This window comes from Caulobacter sp. 602-1 (assembly GCF_003931565.1).
Lineage (GTDB): Bacteria > Pseudomonadota > Alphaproteobacteria > Caulobacterales > Caulobacteraceae > Caulobacter.
The window spans coordinates 1-269 of record NZ_RRYI01000229.1 but is presented as its reverse complement, the minus strand read 5'-3'; the positions used below and the strand labels follow the sequence as shown (position 1 = coordinate 269).

The window sequence follows — 269 nt, the reverse complement described above, 5'->3', positions numbered from 1 at the left end:
CGAGCGTCGATCCGCGCGACGATCCCGGCGATCGGCGCGCGCAGGATCGCTAGGCCGCTGGCGCTGGGCGCGCCCTGAGCGGCGACCTGGGCGCGGGCGGCGCATAGCTCGGCCCGGGCCTTGTCGGCGGCGGCCTGACTGGCTTCCCAGTCCTGCCGGGCGACAACCCCCGCCTCGAACAGGCGACGATCCCTGGCCGCGGCGGCCTGGGCGGCGTGCGCACCGGCGGCGGCGGCGTCGACGCTGGCCCGTGCGCCAGCCCCCTCCGC

1 pseudogene is annotated in these 269 nt (G+C 79.6%); it reads right to left on the bottom strand.

Annotation, left to right across the window (positions count from 1 at the left end):
• Window positions 1-269, bottom strand: a pseudogene (locus tag EIK80_RS25990) (efflux RND transporter periplasmic adaptor subunit); the annotation flags it as partial.